This window comes from Sphingobium terrigena, from assembly GCF_003591655.1.
GTDB classification, from domain to species: Bacteria; Pseudomonadota; Alphaproteobacteria; order Sphingomonadales; family Sphingomonadaceae; genus Sphingobium; species Sphingobium terrigena.
The window spans coordinates 12,013-27,486 of record NZ_QVRA01000013.1 but is presented as its reverse complement, the minus strand read 5'-3'; the positions used below and the strand labels follow the sequence as shown (position 1 = coordinate 27,486).

General features: G+C 65.2%; 15 protein-coding genes. 6 read left to right on the top strand and 9 right to left on the bottom strand.

Going from position 1 to position 15,474, the window contains the following annotated elements; translation table 11 throughout:
• Entirely contained in the window at positions 1-444 is a 444-nt protein-coding gene (locus D0Z70_RS14685; protein ID WP_119747726.1) for a cupin domain-containing protein, read from the bottom strand.
• 53 nt (positions 445-497) lie between these two features.
• Here D0Z70_RS14685 and dapE point away from each other — a divergent pair, with 53 nt between their 5' ends.
• A complete protein-coding gene (gene dapE, locus D0Z70_RS14680; protein ID WP_119747724.1) occupies positions 498-1,637 on the top strand; it encodes a succinyl-diaminopimelate desuccinylase in 1,140 nt (379 codons plus the stop codon).
• A gap of 7 nt (positions 1,638-1,644) precedes the next feature.
• On the opposite strand, the gene D0Z70_RS14675 is transcribed toward dapE, so the two are convergent.
• The 4 genes from D0Z70_RS14675 to D0Z70_RS14660 form a co-directional block, all read right to left on the bottom strand.
• Positions 1,645-3,330, bottom strand: coding sequence for a putative bifunctional diguanylate cyclase/phosphodiesterase (locus D0Z70_RS14675; RefSeq protein ID WP_119747722.1), 1,686 nt, complete (start codon positions 3,328-3,330; stop codon positions 1,645-1,647).
• A gap of 100 nt (positions 3,331-3,430) precedes the next feature.
• A complete protein-coding gene (locus D0Z70_RS14670) occupies positions 3,431-3,964 on the bottom strand; it encodes a Smr/MutS family protein (protein WP_119747720.1) in 534 nt (177 codons plus the stop codon).
• A gap of 11 nt (positions 3,965-3,975) precedes the next feature.
• On the bottom strand, positions 3,976-5,229 hold the full coding sequence (mltA, locus tag D0Z70_RS14665) for a murein transglycosylase A (protein ID WP_119747718.1): 1,254 nt from the start codon (positions 5,227-5,229) through the stop codon (positions 3,976-3,978).
• Positions 5,230-5,236: 7 nt separating this feature from the next.
• Entirely contained in the window at positions 5,237-5,890 is a 654-nt protein-coding gene (locus tag D0Z70_RS14660; protein WP_119747716.1) for a Tim44/TimA family putative adaptor protein, read from the bottom strand.
• Between the two features lie 182 nt (positions 5,891-6,072).
• Here D0Z70_RS14660 and secB point away from each other — a divergent pair, with 182 nt between their 5' ends.
• The 5 genes from secB to D0Z70_RS14635 all read left to right on the top strand — a co-directional run bounded on the left by secB (position 6,073) and on the right by D0Z70_RS14635 (position 11,588).
• Entirely contained in the window at positions 6,073-6,579 is a 507-nt protein-coding gene (gene secB / locus D0Z70_RS14655) for a protein-export chaperone SecB (RefSeq protein ID WP_119747714.1), read from the top strand.
• A gap of 154 nt (positions 6,580-6,733) precedes the next feature.
• Positions 6,734-8,320 (top strand): murein biosynthesis integral membrane protein MurJ, encoded by a 1,587-nt coding sequence (gene murJ / locus D0Z70_RS14650; protein WP_119747712.1) that lies wholly within the window; start codon positions 6,734-6,736, stop codon positions 8,318-8,320.
• A gap of 7 nt (positions 8,321-8,327) precedes the next feature.
• Positions 8,328-9,332: a tryptophan--tRNA ligase gene (gene trpS, locus D0Z70_RS14645; protein ID WP_119747710.1), complete on the top strand. Its 1,005-nt coding sequence runs from the start codon at positions 8,328-8,330 to the stop codon at positions 9,330-9,332.
• A 154-nt stretch (positions 9,333-9,486) separates the two neighbouring features.
• Positions 9,487-10,149, top strand: coding sequence for a DUF4136 domain-containing protein (locus tag D0Z70_RS14640; RefSeq protein ID WP_119747708.1), 663 nt, complete (start codon positions 9,487-9,489; stop codon positions 10,147-10,149).
• Positions 10,150-10,358: 209 nt separating this feature from the next.
• Positions 10,359-11,588, top strand: coding sequence for a dicarboxylate/amino acid:cation symporter (locus tag D0Z70_RS14635; protein ID WP_119747706.1), 1,230 nt, complete (start codon positions 10,359-10,361; stop codon positions 11,586-11,588).
• A 214-nt stretch (positions 11,589-11,802) separates the two neighbouring features.
• On the opposite strand, the gene D0Z70_RS14630 is transcribed toward D0Z70_RS14635, so the two are convergent.
• The 4 genes from D0Z70_RS14630 to mutM form a co-directional block, all read right to left on the bottom strand.
• Complete coding sequence (locus D0Z70_RS14630) at positions 11,803-12,384, bottom strand: peptidylprolyl isomerase (RefSeq protein WP_119747704.1); 582 nt, start codon at positions 12,382-12,384, stop codon at positions 11,803-11,805.
• 44 nt (positions 12,385-12,428) lie between these two features.
• Positions 12,429-13,829 carry a chromosomal replication initiator protein DnaA gene (dnaA, locus tag D0Z70_RS14625; protein ID WP_119747702.1) on the bottom strand — a complete coding sequence of 467 codons (1,401 nt, stop codon included), beginning with the start codon at positions 13,827-13,829 and terminating at the stop codon, positions 12,429-12,431.
• 432 nt (positions 13,830-14,261) lie between these two features.
• Entirely contained in the window at positions 14,262-14,525 is a 264-nt protein-coding gene (gene rpsT / locus D0Z70_RS14620; protein WP_006955720.1) for a 30S ribosomal protein S20, read from the bottom strand.
• Positions 14,526-14,643: 118 nt separating this feature from the next.
• Positions 14,644-15,456: a bifunctional DNA-formamidopyrimidine glycosylase/DNA-(apurinic or apyrimidinic site) lyase gene (mutM, locus tag D0Z70_RS14615; RefSeq protein WP_119747700.1), complete on the bottom strand. Its 813-nt coding sequence runs from the start codon at positions 15,454-15,456 to the stop codon at positions 14,644-14,646.
• Positions 15,457-15,474: the final 18 nt, after the last annotated feature.

The window sequence follows — 15,474 nt, the reverse complement described above, 5'->3', positions numbered from 1 at the left end:
TCAAAAGCTGCTCCTGTCATTGCGCCGATAGCCGCCACCCGTCCACAACAGGTCTATGTCGGGATAATGGCAATCCCCCGTTGGCGGACGACCGAAAGCCAGAAACACGCAATCGCCATCGCTTTCGTTCAGCAGATGATGGCCGTTCGCTTCCCCTTTGGGAAAGGCCGCCATATCGCCTGCGCGCATGAGCGTGCGGCCGTCATCCTCGACCAGCACCGCCTCCCCCGCCAGCATGACGACAAATTCATCCTCATCCTCATGCCAGTGCCGCTGGGCGGATGCGCCGCCGGGTTTCAGCACGACATGGCTGACGCCAAAGTCGGTCAGGCCATGGGCTGGTCCCAGTCGCCGCACCCATCGCGCCGCCACGGCCGCGTCATGGGGCGCGGGATAGCCGGTGTTGTTGGTCTGCGCGATATGCTCTAGCGCGATCCGGGGCATGACCTGTCCTCCTGCTGCTGGCCAAGCGGTCCTCCATTCGCTAACGCCGGGGCATGACCATGACCAGAGCCAATGATGATGTGGTGGCGCTCGCCCAGCGCCTGCTCGCCTGCCCGTCCGTAACCCCCGCGACCGGCGCGGTGTTCGCCGCGCTGGAGGATATGCTGCTGCCCTTGGGCTTTAGCGTGGACCGGTTCGTGGTCGGCGAAGCACCCGACGGGCCGGTCGAAAATCTGCTCGCATGGCGCACCACTGGCGCGGGGCCGCATTTCGCCTTTGCCGGGCATCTGGACGTGGTGCCGCCCGGTCCCGGCTGGACCAGCGATCCGTTCGTGCCGGAGGTGCGGGGCGACCTGCTATACGGGCGCGGCGCGGTGGACATGAAGGGATCGATCGCCGCCTTCGTCGCGGCGCTGGCCACCCTGCCCGACGACCTGCCCGGCACGATCAGCCTGATCATCACCGGGGATGAGGAAGGCCCGGCGGTCTATGGCACGCTGGCGCTGATGGAGCGGATGGCGGCGCGCGAATTGCGTCCGGACCTGTGCGTCGTCGGCGAACCGACATCGTCCGCGCGGCTGGGCGATGTGGTGAAGATCGGGCGGCGCGGGTCGGTCAATATGTGGATCAACGTCGCAGGCACACAGGGCCATGTCGCCTACCCGCATCTGGCCGACAATCCCGTGCCCCGTCTGGTCCGCATCCTCGCCGCGATCGACGCGCTGGTGCTGGACGAAGGGACCGCCTGGTTCCAGCCCAGCAATATCGAGATAACCGACATGGAGGTCGGCAACCCGACCACCAATGTCATTCCAGGCGCAGCCAGCGCACGCATCTCGATCCGCTTCAACGACCAGCATAGCGGTGCGTCGCTGGTCGAACGCATCAGCGCGATCGCCGCGACCGAAGGTGGCACGGTGATGGCGAAGATCAGCGGCGAACCCTTCCTGACTGCGCCCGGTACATTGTCCAGCTTGGTGTCGGGTGCGATTCGGGAAGTCACGGGCGTGGACGCGGAGCTGTCCACCACCGGCGGCACGTCAGACGCGCGCTTCCTCTCGCGCCTGTGTCCGGTGGTCGAGTTCGGCCTGAACAACGCGACCATGCACAAGCTGGACGAGGCGGTCGCGGTACAGGATCTGCGCGATCTGGTGGAGATTTACCGGCTGGTCGTGGAACGGGCGTTGGGCTGAGGGGAAGCTATCCCGCTCCCCGCTCCAGCGCGGCGGGCTGGGCCGTATAACGGCTCAGATAATCCTCTTCGCCCGTCGGCATCGCCAGATGATAGCCCTGGAACAGGGTGCAGCCGATGACGCGCAGCATGTCCATCTGCGCCTGGTTCTCAATGCCTTCGACCACCACTTCCATCCCCAGCCCCTGAATAAGGCCGACGACGGCGGAGCAGATGGTGCGCGCTTCGGCGGATGTCGCGATGTCGCGGACCAGGCTGCGGTCGATCTTGACCCGATCGACCGGCAATTCCTTCAGCCGCGACAGGTTGGAATAGCCGGTGCCGAAATCGTCGATGGCGATACGCACGCCATCGCGGCGCAGCGCAGCGAGTTGGTCCAGCACGCGCGGCTCCATCTCCATCGCCAGCGATTCGGTGATTTCCAGCTCCAGCATCCCTGCCGGCACCTGATGCGTGGCGATGGCGTGGCGCAGGCGCAGGAAGAAATCGGCCTGCCCCAGTTCGCGGGTGGAGATATTGACGGCGATTCGCTGATGGATGCCCGCGCGGGACCAGCGCGCGGCGGTTTCGCACACTCGGCTCATCACCCAGTCGCCCAGCGCGACGATTGCCCCGCTTTCCTCCGCCACGGGCACGAAGGCGCCGGGCATGACGATATTGCGTTCGGGATGCGCCCAGCGCACCAGTGCTTCGGCGGTGACCGTGCGCCCGGTCAGGACGTCGATCTGCGGCTGGAACTCCAGCAGAAATTCGTCGCGCTCCAGCGCCAGCAGCAGGTCGCGCTCCAGATCGGCGCGGTCGGACGCCTCCAGCGCCAGCGCGTCGCTATACATTTCCGCGCGGCCCCGCCCTTCATGCTTGGCATGATACATGGCGATGTCGGCGGCGCGCAGCAGGGTCGACAGCGTATCGCCATGGTCGGGATAGCAGGCGATGCCGATCGATGCGCCGAGATCGACATGCTGGCTGCCCAGATCGAACCGCTCACCCAGCGCAAACTGGATGGCGCGGGCGATCCGCGCGGCGGCATTGTGGCCCGATAAGGTAGGGAAGAACATCGTGAATTCGTCACCGGCGAGGCGACCGATGACCGCATCACCCATTCCCGCGCCGATCTGCGCCATCACCACTTCGCGCAGGCGGCCCGCGACGCGCGCGAGCAACTGGTCGCCTGCGGCATGGCCCAGCGTGTCGTTGACGCTTTTGAACCCGTCGAGATCGATAAAGAACAGGGCGGCCATGCCCCCCTCTTCGCGCTCGGCAAGCTGGCGCTCGACCTGGCGGCAGAAGCTGGTGCGGTTGGCAAGGCCTGTGACCTGGTCGAACAGGGCAAGCGCCTGGACATGGTCGAGATTGGTACGGACCTGGCTGAACAGGCTTTCCAGCGCGACTGACAGATCGGGCAGTTCCAGCCCGATTTCGGACGGCACGCGCGACTGGAGATCGCCATGGGCGGCAGCGAGCAGGCGTTCGGTAGCAGCGTCAATAGCCGTGGCGGTGGTGGCGATGGTACGGCTCGCGGAAGCCCAACTCATCGTGCCGCAAAGAATGGCGATGATCAGCGCGCGGCCGATCTGGACAATATCGTCCTGCGCGCCCGGCGTATAACCCAGCACCAACGACAGGATGAACACCAGCGCACCCGCAGCGCAGGCAAAGGCAGCAGCGCGGCTTTTCAACGTAACGCCGTGCATCTGCCTCCTTACCCCCGCAAGCGACCCCGAAAGAGGATCATGATCCGCCGGATATGAAGGACAGTGGTTAAGAAAAGATCAGCGAAAGCCGCGAAAATCGTTATTTTTTCCGGCGTAAAACAAGATAGAGCGCGCCATCGCCGCCATGGCGCGGATGGGCGACCCGGACGCTGGCGATGCGGTCGGCATAGGGGCTGGTTTCCAGCCAATGGCCGATTTCCCCGCGTATCGCGCCGCGCCGTGATGCCCCGTCCGCCGCGTTTTTGGGCGGCTTGCCGGTCACGACGAGGAGGACGCGGGCGTCGCGCGCCAACCCCGACGCAATCGCCTGATTGAGCCGCACATGCGCCGCCGACAGGCTGTGGCCGTGCAGGTCGATGCTCATGTCCGGGCTGATCGTGCCGCCGCGAATCCGCTTCTCCCAGCCGCTATCCAGCACCGCTGCGGGCGTGCGGACGGGTACGGGGGCCGGTGTCGGTCGCGGGGGTGGCGTTAACCCTGTTTTGGCGGCGACAGCCACCGGCTGGGTCGGGAGCGCTGGCATCACCCGGCCATGCGGGCGGATCGGCCGGACCGATCGGGTCAGCGCAGTCCAGAGCGCGGTTTCATCGGGGGACAGGTGCCGCCGCGCCATCGAACGGCCGGTCAGGGTCGGACGAGGCGCGCCGCCGAGCCGATCGGCAGCAACACCAGCGCGCTGCCGCGTGCCGACATGCCGCCGGCAATGCCCCGCGCCCGCGCGCCCGCGCCCCAGAAACTGTCGAAGCGGTTGGCGCCCTTGATCGCGCCGCCCGTATCCTGCGCGATCCACACGCCATTGGGTTCGGCGCGGTCGAGCGAGAGCAGCACCGGCGCGCCCAGCGGCACGAATTTGGGGTCGGCGGCAACCGTGCCCTCCGCCGTCACCGGCACGCCCAGTGCGCCGATCGGCCCAGCACCAGTCAGTTCGCGGAAAAAGACGAAGCTCTTATTTTCGTTCATGATTGCCGCGCCCTCGACCGGGTTGGCGCGCAGATATTGCATGATGTCCTGCATCGACCCGGCCTGGATCAGACCGCGATCCTTCATCAGCTTGCCGATACCGCTATAGTCGCGGCCATTCTGCCCGTCATAGCCGATCCGCATGACGCTGCCATCGGGCAGGTTGAGCCGCCCGCTGCCCTGCACCTGCAGGAAGAAAAATTCGACCGGATCAGCGGCCCAGGCCAGTTCCAGCCCGCGCCCGGCCAATGCGCCCGCCACGATCTGCGCGCGTTCGTCATAGGGGATGAATTTGGTGCCGGACACCTTGCCACGGATCGTGCGGCCTTTGAGACTCTCGCTGAACTGGCCGAGATCGACGTCGATCAGGTCGGTGGGGCGGCGATAGATCGGCACCTCATAGCCGGGCTGGCGGGTGCGCGATCCGGCAATTTCCGGTTCATAATAGCCCGTGACAAAGGCCGCGCCGGTGCCGACCTGCACTGCTTCAAAATAGCGGGAGAAAAACTCGCTTGCACTGGCTTCGGGCCAGCTGGAGGCCGCCGCGCAGGCGTTGTTCCAGTCGGACCCCTTGGTCAGGCCACTCTGGTCGGTGCGGCGCATCAGCGTGGGGCAGGAAATGCGGAACGCCGTCAACGCCAGCCGCGACCGTTCGCCCGACGGGATCAGGCTGGCAATATCGGGACCGCGCGTGACGCCAAGGCCTGCTGCCGTGCTGCTGTCCAGCGCCGGGTCAGCAGGCATTTCGACCGGCAGCGTCGGGCGCGGTGTGGCGGGGGTCGGGCGCGTCGCCTCGCCCGATGGCACCGGGCGTGACGGGGCGGCGGGTCCGCTGGCCGATGGCGGGATCATCCCGCCTGCGCAAGCGGACAGCGCCAGCGCTGCGATCAGCGCGCCTGCCGAATGCCGGAAACTCATGCCGCGATCACGCTTCGTCGGTTTCGCTAAGCTTCCAGTTGGGGTCGGCGCTGCGAATATCGCGGGTGAAGGTCCAGATGTCGTTGGTGCCAACCGCATCGGTCATCGACCCGGCGACGACATTGCCGTCCTTGTCGCGGGTGACAGCGGCAATATCCGCCTCAAACCGCAGCGCGACCTGTGCGATGCGGCCATCGACCGACGCCTCGACAATCTGCGCCTTTTCGATGCGGACCAGCCGGTTGTCGAGGACATGCCCCTCCGCCTCACGGGCGGCAATCGCCTCTTCAAACGATGCGCGCACATCCTCGTCACATAGCCAGGCCAGTTCATCGCGATCGCCGCGCCAGAAGGCTTCCAGCACCATGCGATAGGCGCTCTTTGCGCCATCGACAAATTGCGGCACGTCGAAGCTGCGGTCGGCGGCGATCAGCGCGCGAACGCCCATTTCAGCCCCCGGTGCGATCAGTCCATCGGCCAGACGCACCGAATCGCCCGCCATTTCAGTGGCGGGGCGCGGTTGCAGGACCGTCACCTTGGCGCGGTCCTCCGCCGGGCGCAGCGCAGGCTCCTGTTCGTGCCCGGTACGCTTGCCGAGAACGGAATAGAGCCGCAGCGCCAGAAAACCGGCGATCATGGCGAGGATGACAATCACATACACGGAAGGCTATACCCTTTGTGTGGGGACAATGTTCCGACCAACATAGGCATGTTTGCACGTAACTTCAAATAGGGGGTTGCACGGCGTGGCATTGCCCTGCCCTTCCGCCCCTGCTAAGCGCGCGGGTCATCGCAAAGGGGGGCTTGCCGCCCGCCGGACAACAGGGAAAGCCAGGACAGACGATGGCCGACGAAGTCGACACCAACTACACCGTGAACACCCAGGTCAACGGCGCCGACACCGCGCCGCAGATCGCGCTGATCAGCCAATATGTGAAGGACCTGTCGTTCGAGAATCCGAATGCACCGGCCTGCTACCAGTGGCCCGACCAGCCGCAGATCGACGTCCAGTTCAACATCGGCGCCGACAAGGTCGGCGAAGAAGTGCTGGAAGTCTCGCTCAAGATCGAAGTGAAGGCCGTCGCGCCGCAGGGCACCGCCTTTGCCGTCGAACTGCTCTATGCCGCCTTGTTCGGGATGCGCAACGTGCCGGAGGATCAGATCCAGCCCTTCATGCTGGCCGAAGCCCCGCGCCTCATCTTCCCCTTCGCCCGCCGCGTGCTGGCCGATGCGATCCGCGACGGCGGCTTCCCACCGCTGCTGCTCGACCCGATCGACTTTGGCGCGCTGTATCTGCAACAGGCGCAGCAGATGGAAACGACCGCTGGCGAGCCTGCCGGTCACGCCTGAGCGTCATGACACCTCATCCGTTCGCCCTGAGCTTGTCGAAGGGTTGGAACGAGGCACGTGACTCGTTCCAAGCTGAGCGAAGTCGAAGCCCCTTCTCTACGTTCAGGGGAGGGCTTCGACTTCGCTCAGCCCGAACGGGATTGGGGATATTTTCATGGGCCTGCTGAGAGCCACCTCCACCATCGGCGGACTGACGCTGGTCAGCCGGATATTGGGGATGGTGCGCGACATGCTGGTGGCGCGCTTTCTGGGCGCGGGGTTGGCGTCCGACGCCTTTCTGATCGCCTGGCGCCTGCCCAACCTGTTCCGCGCCCTCTTTGCCGAGGGTGCCTTTGCCGCCGTGTTCGTGCCGATGTTCAACCGGACGATGGCGGAAGGGGACAAGGCCGTTCCGGGCAGCGGCAAGGCGGTCGCGGTCGCCTTTGCCGGGCAGATCTTGTCTGTGCTATTTCCGGTGCTGGTTCTTTTTTCCCTGCTCATGATGGCGCTGGCCGCGCCGGTGGTCTGGGCGATGACCGGGGGCTTCCCCGATGGCGGCCCGGCCAAGTTCGACCTGGCCGTCACGCTGACCCGTATCACCTTTCCCTATCTGGCGCTGATCAGCCTTGTGTCGCTGCTGGGCGGCATCTTGAATTCGCTCGATCGCTTCTGGGTCAATGCCGCCGCCCCGGTGTTGCTGAACCTCTGCATGATCGGTGCGGTGCTCTTTTTTCGCGGCGCGACCCCGGTTGAGACCGCGCATGCGCAGGCGGTTGCGGTCACGGTATCGGGGCTGTTGCAACTGCTCTGGCTGATCTGGGCCTGCCGCCGCGCGGGCGTGGTGCTGCGGCTCCAGCGGCCGCGCCTCTCGCCACAAGTGCGCCGGTTGCTGGCACTGATCGGCCCGGCGGCGCTGGGCGCGGGGGCGATCCAGTTCAACCTCCTGATCTCCACCAGCCTTGCTGCCCGCTTCCTGCCGCAAGGGGCGGTCAGCTATCTTTATTATGCCGATCGGCTGAACCAGTTGCCGCTGGGCCTGATCGGCATTGGCGTTGGCACCGCCATCCTGCCCGCCCTCTCCCGCCAGATCGGGTCGGGCAATGAGCAAGCCGCCAGCCATACCCAGAATAGGGCGATGGAGCTGGCGCTGTTTCTGGCCCTGCCCGCCGCCGTCGCGCTATGCCTGTCGGCAACGCCACTGATCCGCGGGCTGCTCCAGCATGGTGCCTTTACCGCGACCGACACGATCGGTGCAGCAGGTGCACTCGCTGCTTTTGCGCTGGGCGTGCCCGCCTATGTCCTGATCAAGGTGCTGACACCCGGCTTCTATGCGCGGCAGGACACGAAAACGCCGGTGCGGGTCGCGGTATTCTCCATGCTGTTCAATCTGGTCGGCAACCTCACCCTCATCTGGCCCTTCGGCCATGTCGGCGTCGCGATCTCCACCGCGATCGCCGCCTGGGTCAATGTGCTGATCCTCTACTGGCTGCTCCATCGCCGCGACCAGTTGCGGATGGACGCGCGGTTCCGGGGCAAGGCGCTGCGCATCATCCTGGCCAGCGCGATCATGGGCGGGGCGCTGCTGCTGCTCAATCCGCTGGTCGATCCCTATATGGCGGGCAGCGTGACCCAGCGCGTCATCGCGCTTGGCCTGTTGTGCGGCATTGGCGGTCTGGTCTATGGGGCGGCGGCCCTGATCGTCCGGGCCTATAGTATCAGCGAATTGCGTGCTGCCCTGCGCCGTGCGCCCAAAGCGAGTTAATCGATCCATGCGCGTCCTTTCCGGCATCCAGCCCACCGGCAATCTGCACCTTGGCAATTATCTTGGCGCGATCCGCAACTGGGTGAAGATGCAGGACGAGATGACGGGCGATGCGCAATGCTTCTTCTTCCTCGCCGACATGCACTCCATCACCGTGCATGAAGGGCGCGAACAGCGCATCCGCAACGTGCGCGACATGGCCGCCGCGCTGGTCGCCGCCGGGATCGATCCCGACCGCTCGGTCCTGTTCAATCAGGCGCGCGTCCCCGCCCATGCGGAGCTCTGCTGGTTATTGAACGGCACCGCGCGGATCGGCTGGCTCAACCGCATGACCCAGTTCAAGGACAAGGCGGGCAAGGATCGCGAAGGCGCGTCGGTCGGCCTGTTCGTCTATCCAGTGCTGCAAGCCGCCGACATATTGCTCTATCAGGCGACCCATGTGCCGGTGGGCGAGGACCAGAAGCAACATCTGGAACTGTGCCGCGACATCGCGACCAAGTTCAACACGGATTTCGGCGCAGACGTCTTCACCCTGCCCGCGCCGATCATCCCCAAGGAAAGCGCGCGCATCATGTCGCTGCGCGACGGGACGGCGAAAATGTCCAAGTCCGATCCGTCCGACCTCAGCCGCATCAACCTGACCGACGATGACGATGCGATCATGGCCAAGGTGAAGAAGGCCAAGAGCGATCAGGACATGCTGCCTGAGACAGCCGAAGGGCTGGCTGGCCGTCCGGAAGCCGCCAATCTGGTCGGCATATTGGCGACGATGACCGGCCGCACCACCGACGCGGTCTGCGCCGAATTTGCCGGCAAGGGCTTTGGCGCGTTCAAGCCTGTGCTGGGCGAGGTGCTGGTCGAAACGCTGCGCCCGATTCGCGAGCGTTTCCTGCAATTGCGGACCGACGACGCGATGCTGGACGCGATATTGGACAAGGGCGCGGCCAGGGCGGCGGCGGCGGCGGAACCCACGTTGCGCGCGGCCTATGATGCGATGGGGCTGATGCGTTGACGGGTTTGCCCGCGTGGCAACGTCCCTGACCTGACAGAACATGCTTTGCGCCCGTTCGGTTACTTCGTGCGTTCAAATGATGTTCAGTTGCGTTTTGCTATCGCACGGCGCACATAGTTCATTAGGCTCCATGCCTGGTACAGGACGCAGAAAAATGACCCGTTTCAAGAAGTTCGGCATGTTCGCGGCCCCCGCTCTGGCGCTGGCGGCGCTTTCTGGCTGCGCCACCCCGTTCAAGGCTGATGTGGCGCGCTTTCAGCAGCTCCCGGCCCCGGCTGGCCAGAGCTTCACGATCGTCGCGGATAATCCGCAACTGGCTGGCGGCCTTGAATTTTCCCATTATGCCGCATTGGTCGGTCAACGGCTGAGCCAGACCGGCTATGTCGCGGCCAGCGATCCGGCCAGCGCTGACCTGATCGTCCGCGTCGCCTATGATGTCGATAATGGCCGGGAGAAGATACGCTCGACCGGCTTTGGCGGCGGCTGGGGTGCTGACCCCTTCATGTATGGCGGCGGCTGGGGGATGCGCGGCCGCTGGGGCCGTCCATGGGGCTATGGCTTTTATGATCCCTGGCTGTTCGGCGGTGGCGGCTTCAACGATGTGTCGAGCTACACCGTCTATACCAGCGACCTCAGCATGAAGATCGATCGCGCCGCCGACAATCGCCGCCTGTTCGAGGGCAAGGCGAGTGCACGCTCGCTGTCCAACAAGCTGACCTATCTGGTTCCCAATCTGATCGACGCGATGTTCACCAACTTCCCCGGCCAGAATGGCGAGGATGTGAAGATCACTCTGCCGCCCGAAAAAAAGGGCTGAGGCAGGCACAAGTTACGGGGCGGCTCCCAGCCTGACCCGATTGGCTCGGCGATCTTATGTGGTCGCCGGGCCTTCTTTTTTTGGGTGAGATGCTGCTTATTTCTCCCCCCACCGGGGAGAAGGCGCGGGTGCGCATTTTTTCCTGTCCTCCTCGCCACAACAGCCGTTAGCCTGTCCCCGCGCATCATTGCGTGGGGGAAGCTAAGCCTATGTCCTTGACCGTCCGCATCCTGATCGCGTTGCTGCTGGGCTTGAGTTGCGGCATTGCGCTGACCGAATGGGGCGGGGCTTGCGAGGGGGATGTCGTCGCGTTGGCGCAGCCGCTGGGGTCGGCCTGGCTCAATGGCCTTCAGATGCCGCTCATCCCGCTGATCTTCGCGCTGCTGGTGACCGGTATTGCGCAGGCCGCCACGACCGCGCGGACCAGCGGCATGGCCGGGCGGGCGATTGCGCTGTTCGCCATATTGCTGACGGCGTCGGCCACGGTTGCCGCGCTGGTCGGACCGCTGATGCTGCATCTGTGGCCGGTGCCGCCCGGCGCGGTCGGCGCGCTGACCGGGGCGGAGGGCATATCGGAGGTGCCGGATGTGCGCCCGTCGGCGCAATGGCTGCTGGGCTTTATCCCGACCAATCCGATCCGGTCGGCAGCTGATGGCCAGGTGGTCGCGGTGGTGCTGTTCGCATTGATCTTCGGCTTTGCCGTCACCCGCATTGCCGACGCCCGCCGCGCGCAGCTGACGGGCCTGTTCGAGGCGCTGGCCGATGCGCTGCTGGTGGTCGTCGGTTGGGTGCTGTGGCTGGCACCCGTCGGCGTGTTCGCGCTGGCGCTGGTCGCGGGCGCAAGGTCGGGCCTCGCGACCGCAGGCGCGCTGCTCCATTATATCGGTTTCATCGTGCTGATCTGCGTCATCGTCACGCTGCTGGTCTATCCGCTGGCGGTGCTGCTGGGGCGGATCGCGCCGGGGCGATTCGCCCGCGCCGTCCTGCCCGCGCAAGCCATCGCCTTCTCGACCCAAAGCTCGATCGCGTCGCTCCCCGCGATGATCCAGGCGAGCGACGGGCCGCTGGCAGTGCGCGAAACCAGCCGCTCGATCGTCCTGCCGCTGGCCATCTCGCTGTTCCGCATCACCAGCCCGCCCGCCAATCTGGGGGTCGCCCTCTATGTCGCCGCGATGAACGGCGTGGCGCTGGGGCCGACACAGCTGGTGATGGGCGTATTGGTCGCCGCGATCGTCAGCCTCGCGGCGGTCGGCCTGCCCAGCCAGATCACCTTCTTCACCACCACCGGTCCCATCTGCCTCGCCATAGGCGTGCCGGTCGAGGCGCTGCCGCTGCTGCTGGCGGTCGAGACAGTGCCCGACATTTTCCGCACCGTCGGCAATGTGACGGCGGATATGGCGGTGGCGCGGATCGTAGATCAGCAGGGTGGGAGTGCTTAGGATTGGGATGGATCGTCGAATTTCCAGTCCAGACCATCCGGGAAGGTTGTGCAGAGTTGGCGCGCAAAATTGGCGGGAAAGGCTGTTTTTGGGCCGTTATTCTGGTGCCAGGACTGATCTTTCTAGCCGTGCTGGCGCAAGCGTGGCTTGCCCAAAGACCCTAATGGAACAACGGCCTGATGGATCCCCGCCTTCGCGGGGATGACGGGTTTTGTTAAGGTACCCGCCGTGCCGTGAGAATTTTCACGGGGGCTTCGAGCATCTGGCCCTTCATCACCCCCTCGCCCGCCGTCGCGGATTTGGGCGCGGCGAGGATGGCTTTCACCACATCCAGCCCCTCGACCACATGGGCGAATACGGCAAAGCCCTGATTGTCGCCCGCCGCCTCCGGGTGCGCATCCATGGCGGGCATCTTGCCCAGCACGATGAAGAAATCGGCGGTCGCGCTGCCCGGCGCATAGCGGGCCATCGACAGCGCCCCATCATCATGGGTCAGGCCCGTCTGGGTCGTGGGTTCATGCTTGATCGGCGGCAGCAGCCGCTTGGGATCATTTTGCGCCCCGCCCTGGACAAAGCCATAATCCGCCGCGCCGACGCCGCGATAGAAGTTGGTGCCGTCGAGGCGTTTCTGATCGACATAGGCCAGGAAATTAGCCGCGGTAACCGGTGCCTTGTCGGCATGGACCGACACCACGACCCGCCCCGCCGCCGTGTCGAGCGCCACGCGCACATCGCCTTGCGCCATGGCAGGCAAAGGCAGGAGGAGGGCGATGAGAAGGAGCAGGGCGCGAATCATGCGCCTAGCCTAGCTACTCCCGCGCCGGACGCCAGAGGGGTTTGTCACCCCTCCAGCTGGCGCAGCAGCGCGCGCACGTCGGCGTCGATGTCCGGGTTGCTCTCGCGCAGCCCCTCGATCGTGCGGACGGCGTGGATCACCGTGCTATGGTCGCGCCCGCCAAAGATGCGACCGATTTCGGGCAGGGAGCGCGGTGTCATCTTCTTGGCCAGATACATGGCGACCTGACGCGGCCGGGCGACGGCGCGGGCGCGGCGCTTGGAGCGCATTTCCGAGGCGTCGATCTTGTAATGGGCCGCACAGACCTTCTGGATTTCATCGACGGTGATGCGCCGGGCATTGGCCCGCACCGCGTCCGCGAGCATCCCCTGCGCGAAGTCGAGGTCGATCGCGCGTCCGGTCAACTGGCCATAGGCAACCAGCTTGTTGAACGCCCCCTCCAGCTCGCGGACATTGGAACGGATCGAGCGGGCGAGGAAATCGATCACCGCGTCGGGCACCGGCGGATCGCCCGCGACGGCGCGCTTGGCCTCCAATATGGCGAGGCGCAGGTCGAGGTCGGCGGGCAATATGTCGGCGACCAGCCCGCCAGCAAGCCGCGAGAGGATGCGCGCGTCGATCGATTCGAGCCGCTGTGGCGGACGGTCGGCAGTCACGACGATGCGCGCGCCCGAATCGATGAGGTCGTTGATCGTGTGGAGAAATTCCTCCTGCGTCGATCCCTTGCCCGCGATGAACTGGATATCGTCGATCAGCAGCAGGCGCGCGGCGCGCAGCCGCGCCTTGAACGCCATGGTTTCATTCGCGCGCATCGCGTTCACAAATTCCATCATGAAGCGTTCGGCCGACATGTAGAGCACAGGCGCTGCGGGCGCATGATCGGAAAAGGCGCGGGCAATGGCATGAAGCAGGTGAGTCTTGCCCTGGCCAGTGCCGCCATGAATGAACAGCGGGCTGAACCGGGGTTCCGCCTCCCCCGCCATCGCCAGCGCCGCCGAGCAGGCGAGGCGGTTGCTGTCACCGGTGACAAAATCGGCAAAGCCATGACGCGGCTGGAAATTGGAGGCGACCGGCTGCGGCGCGGGCGCGGCGACCGGTTCGACAGGGACGACTTCGAGCAGGCGCGGTCCGGTCGCATCGGCCGCGCGATGCAGACGGACGTCGCGCACGCCGACATTGGCCGCGCGCCACGCCATGCGCAGCCGATCGCCAAATTGGCCCGACACGAAATTGGCGCTGAAATCCGTAGCGACGAGCAGGTCGAGCGTCTGCGATTCCGGGCAATAGTCGCCCAGCCGCACGGGCTTCAACCACTGGTCGAACATGCGCGAGCCAATGTCGCGGCGCAGCCCGGCGCGGATCGCGGCCCAGGCGGCCTCAAGGCTGGAATCAGCCTGGCTCCCCTCTCCGTCCTGCCAAGCTGTCACTAACGCATGATCCTTCATAGACTTCGCCGACCCTACCCGCTGCCCCCCGGTTATGGGCAGGAAAAAATACGCACGACACCCGATCGGAAAAGCCCCCGCTTTACCGAGTATGATGCGTCAACCAGTCACATGACGACCGCCCACAGGTGATTCGATGGCGGCCGGATTTCAAAAATAGACAGGGGTGCAGGGTTGGATCAAGGGCGCGGGCATTCAAAAAAATGAAATAAAGCCGTTGACTCGGCAAACCCACGGAAAATGAAGGACAATGAAATTATCATTGTTTTTCAGATATTTATGAGATTATTACTATGCTGCAGCGCGTCGAATCGCGGGAAATGCGCGTGTCTGCAATATGACTGGCCTGTGACTGGCGCCGACGGAACGACAAAAAGCCCGCCCCGGCGATCGGGGCGGGCCTTGTCTGTGCCGATACTGACCCGGAAGGGTTCAGGCGAGCGCGCTGACAGCCTTGGTCAGGCGGCCAAACTTGCGCGCAGCGGTATTCTTGTGCAGCACGCCACGGGCGACACCACGCGCCAGCTCCGGCTGCACGGTCTGCAGCGCGGTAGCAGCCGCTTCCTTGTCACCGGTGGCAAGCGCGGCTTCCACCTTCTTCACCAGGGTGCGGATCCGGCTGATGCGGGCGCCATTGATGGCAGCGCGACGTTCGTTGCGGCGGATGCGCTTCTTGGCTTGCGGCGTATTGGCCATTTAGAGTCCTCGGTTCTCGTCAATATATGAAAAGAGACCAGTCGGACTCGCCAACCCGCCTCGTGAAGGTGCGCGCCTTACAGCGGTTCATTCCGGTCGTCAACCGGTCGGCAGCATCCTACTTCTGGCATTTCGGGCAGAAAAAGGTCGATCGACCGCCATCCACCCGGCGCTGCACCGTGCCGCCGCACGGGCATATCTCTCCTTCGCGGCCATAGACACGCCATTGTTTGGAAAAATAGCCCAATTCCCCATCGGGCCGCGCATAATCGCGCAGCGTCGAGCCGCCCGCAACGATGGCGGCGGCCAGCACCTCCCGAATCGCATCGACCAGCAGGGTCAGGCGCGGGCGGCTGATCTTGCCCGCCGCGCGGGTCGGCGCGATGCCCGCCATGTTGAGCGCCTCGCACACATAGATATTGCCCAGTCCCGCGACGATTCGCTGGTCGAGCAGCGCCGCCTTGATCGACGTCGCCTTGCCCTCCAGCGCGCGCGCCAGCGCCGTCGCATCGAAATCCGGTCCCAGCGGCTCCGGCCCCATCCGGGTGAAGGGGCTATAGGCTTCCCACGCATCGCTGCGCACCAGATCGACCGAACCGAAGCGGCGCGGATCGTTGAGCGCCAGCAACCGCCCCGCCCCAGTTTCCAGGATCAGATGGTCGTGGGTGCCGATTTCGGTCGGGTCCACCCGCCAGCGCCCCGACATGCCCAGATGAAATATCATCATGTCGCCCCGGTCGGTGGCGATCAACCCATATTTGGCGCGGCGCGTGAGCGCGGTGACGGTCGCCCCCGTCAGCCGCTGGCGCAGATCGACGGGAATGGGAAAGCGCAGGTCGGCGCGGCGCGGCTCGACACGGGCAAGAACCGCGCCCTCCAGCACGGATCGCAGCCCCGCCACGGTGGTTTCGACTTCAGGAAGTTCTGGCATAAGGACCATCTAGGCAAA

Bases quoted from the DNA above. Each gene is read 5' to 3' on its own strand.
- D0Z70_RS14670 (WP_119747720.1), bottom strand. From the start codon at position 3,964: ATGGCGCGGCGGCACCTGTCCCCCGATGAAACCGCGCTCTGGACTGCG.
- D0Z70_RS14685 (WP_119747726.1), bottom strand. From the start codon at position 444: ATGCCCCGGATCGCGCTAGAGCATATCGCGCAGACCAACAACACCGGC.
- mutM (WP_119747700.1), bottom strand. From the start codon at position 15,456: ATGCCAGAACTTCCTGAAGTCGAAACCACCGTGGCGGGGCTGCGATCC.
- D0Z70_RS14640 (WP_119747708.1), top strand. From the start codon at position 9,487: ATGACCCGTTTCAAGAAGTTCGGCATGTTCGCGGCCCCCGCTCTGGCG.
- D0Z70_RS14630 (WP_119747704.1), bottom strand. From the start codon at position 12,384: ATGATTCGCGCCCTGCTCCTTCTCATCGCCCTCCTCCTGCCTTTGCCT.
- mltA (WP_119747718.1), bottom strand. From the start codon at position 5,229: ATGAGTTTCCGGCATTCGGCAGGCGCGCTGATCGCAGCGCTGGCGCTG.
- dnaA (WP_119747702.1), bottom strand. From the start codon at position 13,829: ATGAAGGATCATGCGTTAGTGACAGCTTGGCAGGACGGAGAGGGGAGC.
- secB (WP_119747714.1), top strand. From the start codon at position 6,073: ATGGCCGACGAAGTCGACACCAACTACACCGTGAACACCCAGGTCAAC.
- D0Z70_RS14635 (WP_119747706.1), top strand. From the start codon at position 10,359: ATGTCCTTGACCGTCCGCATCCTGATCGCGTTGCTGCTGGGCTTGAGT.
- trpS (WP_119747710.1), top strand. From the start codon at position 8,328: ATGCGCGTCCTTTCCGGCATCCAGCCCACCGGCAATCTGCACCTTGGC.
- murJ (WP_119747712.1), top strand. From the start codon at position 6,734: ATGGGCCTGCTGAGAGCCACCTCCACCATCGGCGGACTGACGCTGGTC.
- D0Z70_RS14675 (WP_119747722.1), bottom strand. From the start codon at position 3,330: ATGCACGGCGTTACGTTGAAAAGCCGCGCTGCTGCCTTTGCCTGCGCT.
- dapE (WP_119747724.1), top strand. From the start codon at position 498: ATGACCATGACCAGAGCCAATGATGATGTGGTGGCGCTCGCCCAGCGC.
- rpsT (WP_006955720.1), bottom strand. From the start codon at position 14,525: ATGGCCAATACGCCGCAAGCCAAGAAGCGCATCCGCCGCAACGAACGT.